This is a genomic window from Inquilinus sp. (genome assembly GCF_039594555.1).
Taxonomy (GTDB): domain Bacteria; phylum Pseudomonadota; class Alphaproteobacteria; order DSM-16000; family Inquilinaceae; genus Inquilinus.
In genome coordinates, this window is record NZ_JBCNNF010000496.1 from 1 (window position 1) to 4,639 (window position 4,639).

The following is a 4,639-nucleotide window of genomic DNA, read 5'->3' on the forward strand; positions in this document are numbered from 1 at the left end:
TCGCCGCCGCGACCATGCCGTCGACCGCTTCGGACCGGGACACGTCGACGGCCCGGGCCAGTGTGCGATCGGCCGGCAGGCTGTCGGCGACCCGGCGGACGCGCTCTTCCTCCCGGTCGACCAGCATCACGGCGGCGCCCTCTTCGGACAGGCGCCGCGCCGTCGCCTCGCCGATGCCGGATCCGGCGCCGGTCACGATCGCCACCTTGCCCTGAAACCGCTGCATCTCGCCCGACCTCCCGATTGTCAGAAGAACACCGCCCGGCCGGTGTCCGGAGCGATCTCACCGGGCGCGGCGTGGATCAGGATCCGGCCCTGCCGTTCGGCCCCATCCCGATGGCAGGTCAGGATCAGCTCGATCGCGCCTTCGCCGCCCAGCAGGTCCTGGTCCCAATGCATCCAGGCAGTCTCGACGGCGTCGACCCCGCCGGGAAAGGCCAGGTCCAGCAGGGCCTCGCGATGCCGCGACATCGCGCTGACCAGATCCTCGCCCTGGATGACGATGGGATCGCCGGCCGGGTTCGTGACTTGCCAGGTCTGCATCGGATCGCTCCTTTCTGCTCCAGCTGTCTCAGCGCTCGTCCTGGGCCTCCGGCATGGCCTTCAGGTCGTCCTTGGTCAGGTCGGTCGCGACCTCGTCCGCCGTCGCCTCGGCCAGCCGCAGCTTGTCGCTCGAGATCTTCACCTGCTTGAGCGACAGGCCGAGGACCTGGTCGACGCCGACCACGACATAGCGGATCGCGCCGCCGCGGGAATCGAAGGCGAAGTCGGAGATCGTGCCGATGCTATGGCCCGCCGTATCGGTCACGTTGGCGCCGATCAGGCTGCTGCCGAGCAGCTCGGAAGACGGGTGGGCGACGGGGGCCTGCTGGGTCTGGGACGGAAAGCCCGGCGCGACCGGCTGGGGCTGGGCCCATGCCGCGGAGGCGAGGCAAGCGGTGATGACGAGGGCCAGCGGCGTGATGCGCTTCATGCGATCTCTCCGGTCAGAACATCGGCCTGCCGCCGGTGACCGCCAGGACCGCACCGGTGATGTAGCTCGCCTCGTTCGAGGCCAGCAGGACGTAGGCGGGTGCCAGTTCGGCGGGCTGCGCCGGCCGGCCCAGCGGCGTGTTGCCGCCGAAGCTCTCGACCTTCTCCTCGGGCATGGTGGACGGGATTAGCGGCGTCCAGACCGGCCCGGGGGCGACGGCGTTGACGCGGATGCCCTTCTCGGCCAGCAGCTTCGCCAGACCGATGGTGAAGTTGGCGATCGCGCCCTTGGTGGTGGCATAGGCCAGCAGCGACGGCGACGGGTCCTTGGCGTTGATCGATGTGGTGTTGACGATGGCGCTGCCCGGCTTCATGTGCGGCACCGCCGCCTTGGCCAGGTAGAACTGGCTGTGGATGTTGGTGCGGAAGGTGAGGTCCCATTCCTCGGCGCTGATCTGGTCGAGGCTGTCAAAGGTCATCTGGTGGGCGGCGTTGTTGACCAGGATGTCCAGGTCGCCGAGCTCGCTCACCGCCCGGTCGACCAGGCTCCGGCAATGCGCCTCGTCGGCAACATCGCCGGCCACCGAGACGACGCGCCGGCCGGCCTGCTCCACCCAGCGCGCGGTCTCGCGCGCATCCTCATGTTCGTTGAGGTAGGAGATCAGGACGTCCGCCCCCTCGCGGGCGAAGGCGATGGCGACGGCACGGCCGATGCCGGAATCCCCGCCGGTGATGAGCGCGACCTTGCCCTGCAGCCGGCCGCTGCCGCGATAGCTGCCCTCGCCGTGATCCGGCGGGGGGCTCATCGGCTTCGTCAGGCCTGGCGTGTCCTGCTGCTGCCTGGGCAGCGGCGGTTCCGGACGGGCGTTCTGCTGATCTGGCATCGTCATCTCCGTATCGCCATCGGTCGGGCGGCTGCCGGATGTCTCTGTGGGACAATGGCGTCCGGCGCAGGGCGGTTCCGGCGGGCCACGGCCGGCCAGCTCTCATGAAAAGGAGCCGCTGCGGTCCGCCGGATATCCGCTTCGGGATACGGTGTGACGATTGCTTCAGATGGGCGCCTCGGGGCCGGCACCCGGACTCGGGCGCCGGTCGAGGCAGGCCGTGGGACGACCGGTCACCGGGTCTTGGTCACCGCGGCGTAGCTGGCCTTGGGCTGCAGCACGAGGCCGGAGACGGTGTCGCGATGCGCCGCCACCAGCGTCTGCTGGAACAGCAGGACGAAGGGACCCTCGGCCTGCACCTCGCGCTGCAGCCGGCCGTAGAGGGCGGCGCGCTTGGCCGTGTCCGGCTCGCGCAGCGCCTCGGTCACGGTCTGGTTCCAGCCGGCATCCTGCCAGCGGTTGCGCCAGGCCAGCGTCTTCGGCGCATCGGCGTCGTTGACGTCGCGGTCGAAGGCGAAGGCGTCAGCGTTGCTGTGCGGGTCGCGATAATCCGGCACCCAGGTACCGATATAGATGTCGTGCTGCCGGGCCCGGTATTTGGTGATGGTTTGCTTGCCGTCGCCGGGCAGGATCTCCAGCTTGACGCCGGCCTTGGCGAAGCTGGCCTGCAGCGCCTGGGCGATGTCGGCAAGGGGGGCGACGTTGCGCACATCGATGGTGACGGCAAAGCCGTCGCCCAGCCCGGCGCGGGCCAGCAGCGCCTTGGCCCGGTCGACATCCAGCCGGTAGGGCGCGTCGTCGACGGCGCCGAGATAGCCCGTCGGCAGGACGCTCTGGCGCGTGGTCCAGGTGCCGCTCAGCAGGCTGTCCTGGATGCCCTGGTAGTCGACCAGCCATTTCAGCGCCTCGCGCACCTCGGGCTTCGCCAGGTTCGGATTGCCCTGGTTCAGGCCGAGATAGAGCAGCGCGTCGCCGGCCTCGGTCTGCAGTGCGACGCCGGGTGCGTCCTTCAGCGCCAGGATCTGGTCGCGGGTCAGGTCGCGGGCATAGTCGACATCGCCCTTCTCCAGCAGCAGCCGCTGGCTCGCCGGCTCCGGCACATGCAGGAACACGAGGTGCGGCGTCTTCGGCCCGGTGTGCTGCCACTTCGGATTGCCCTCCAGCACCACCCGCTCATTCGGCACCCAGCGCTGCAGCGCGTAGGGGCCGCTGCCGGCGCTGTGCGCCTTAAGCCAGCCATTGCCCAGGTCCTCCTTGGCCTCGTTCGCCTGCACCGTCTTGGCGTCGACCACTGAGGCGACGCCCGCCGTCAAGGTGTTGAGGAAGAAGGTCGGCGCCACCGCATGGTCGATGCGGATCTCCAGCGTCCGGTCGTCGACGGCGTGGATCCGGTCGGCGGCATTGTCGGCGGTGAAGCCGAACTGGGTCAGGATGAAGGCGGGCGACTTGTCCAGACGCACCGCGCGCTGCAGCGACCAAGCGGCGTCCTGCGCCGTCACCGGGTTGCCGCTGGCAAAGGCCTGGTCCGGCTTCAGCGTGAAGCGCCAGGTCAGCCCGTCATCGGCGATCGACCAGGATTCGGCCAGATCGCCGACGATGGTCGGGTCGGCGGCGCTGCGATACCCCACCAGCTGATCGTACAAATTCTGCGTCACCTCGCCGACGCCGGGCTCGAACGCCTCGGCCGGGTCCAGCGAGATGAACTGGTCGATCTGCTTGGCCACCACGATGGTGTCGCGCGGCGTGCCGGCGCCGGCCGGGCCGAAGGCAGGCAGGAGCAGCAGGGCGCCGAGCAGCGGCGCCGTCAGGCGTCTCATGGGATTCTCCCGGTCTGAGGTGAGCAGATTTAGTACTGATGTTTGATGGTAAATTTATAATCTATTGACAGTAGAATGTGTATTTAATGAGATAACAACATGAATCTTCGGTCCATGGCAGCCGCCCTGGATCCGCCCGCACGTCATCCCGGGATGAACGGCATGAGCTATCTCCTGAGTCTGCTCGACAAGAGCCCGATCGCGGACGGTGAGGGGGCGGCGGAGGCGCTGGCCCGCACCGTCGACCTGGCACGGCGGGCGGAGCGGTGGGGCTTCCACCGCTTCTGGGTGGCCGAGCACCACGACACGCCGCGGCTCGCCAGTCCCTCGCCCGAGGTGCTGATCGCCTATCTGCTGGCCCACACCTCGCAGATCCGCGTCGGGTCCGGCGGGGTGATGCTTCAGCACTACAGCCCCTACAAGGTGGCCGAGAACTTCAACCTGCTGGCGGCCCTGGCGCCGGGGCGGGTCGATCTCGGGGTCGGCAAGGCGCCCGGCGGTCTGCCGCTGTCGACCCGGGCGCTGCAGGCGGCGGTGGACCCGGCGCGCAAGCCGTCCTTCGCCGAGCAGCTGGCCCAGCTCGACGCCTTCCTCGACGACACGGTGGCCGCGGCCGACCCGCTGGCTGGCGTCGTCGCCACGCCGCGGCCGGCGGTGAAGGCCGAGCGCTTCCTACTGGGCGCCAGCGTCGAGAGCGCGCAGCTGGCGGCGGCCGAGGGCTGGTCCTATGTCCATGCCGGGCACCTGAACGGCGACCCGGCCCTGCTGGAGCGGGTCTTCGCCGCCTATCGCGCGGTCAGCGCCGGCTGGGCCCCGCTGCTCGCCGTCGCGGTGATCGCGGCCGAGACCGAGGCGCGGGCCGAGCGGCTTGCCGCCAATCTCCGTATGTTCAAGGTGCATGTCGACACGGGCCAGAGCGTAACGGTCGGCAGCGTCGCCCAGGCCGAGGAATTCGTCCGCCAGGCC

The 4,639-nt window shown here is 69.5% G+C and carries 6 protein-coding genes; 1 reads left to right on the forward strand and 5 read right to left on the reverse strand.

What is annotated here, in order from left to right; all coding sequences use genetic code 11:
* The 5 genes from ABDW35_RS32565 to ABDW35_RS32585 all read right to left on the reverse strand — a co-directional run.
* On the reverse strand, window positions 1–226 hold a 226-nt coding region (locus ABDW35_RS32565; protein WP_343718003.1), incomplete at its 3' end, for an SDR family NAD(P)-dependent oxidoreductase.
* A gap of 20 nt (window positions 227–246) precedes the next feature.
* Window positions 247–543, reverse strand: a complete 297-nt coding sequence (locus ABDW35_RS32570) for a hypothetical protein (protein ID WP_343718004.1) — start codon at window positions 541–543, stop codon at window positions 247–249.
* 28 nt (window positions 544–571) lie between these two features.
* The gene (locus tag ABDW35_RS32575) at window positions 572–973 is read right to left on the reverse strand and encodes a PRC-barrel domain-containing protein (RefSeq protein ID WP_343718005.1); all 402 of its coding nucleotides are present in this window, start codon (window positions 971–973) and stop codon (window positions 572–574) included.
* Between the two features lie 13 nt (window positions 974–986).
* Entirely contained in the window at window positions 987–1,856 is an 870-nt protein-coding gene (locus ABDW35_RS32580; protein WP_343718008.1) for an SDR family oxidoreductase, read from the reverse strand.
* Between the two features lie 233 nt (window positions 1,857–2,089).
* Window positions 2,090–3,673 (reverse strand): ABC transporter substrate-binding protein, encoded by a 1,584-nt coding sequence (locus tag ABDW35_RS32585; RefSeq protein WP_343718006.1) that lies wholly within the window; start codon window positions 3,671–3,673, stop codon window positions 2,090–2,092.
* Window positions 3,674–3,835: 162 nt separating this feature from the next.
* Here ABDW35_RS32585 and ABDW35_RS32590 point away from each other — a divergent pair.
* Window positions 3,836–4,639: MsnO8 family LLM class oxidoreductase (locus tag ABDW35_RS32590; RefSeq protein WP_343718007.1), on the forward strand; the 804-nt coding region annotated here is incomplete at its 3' end.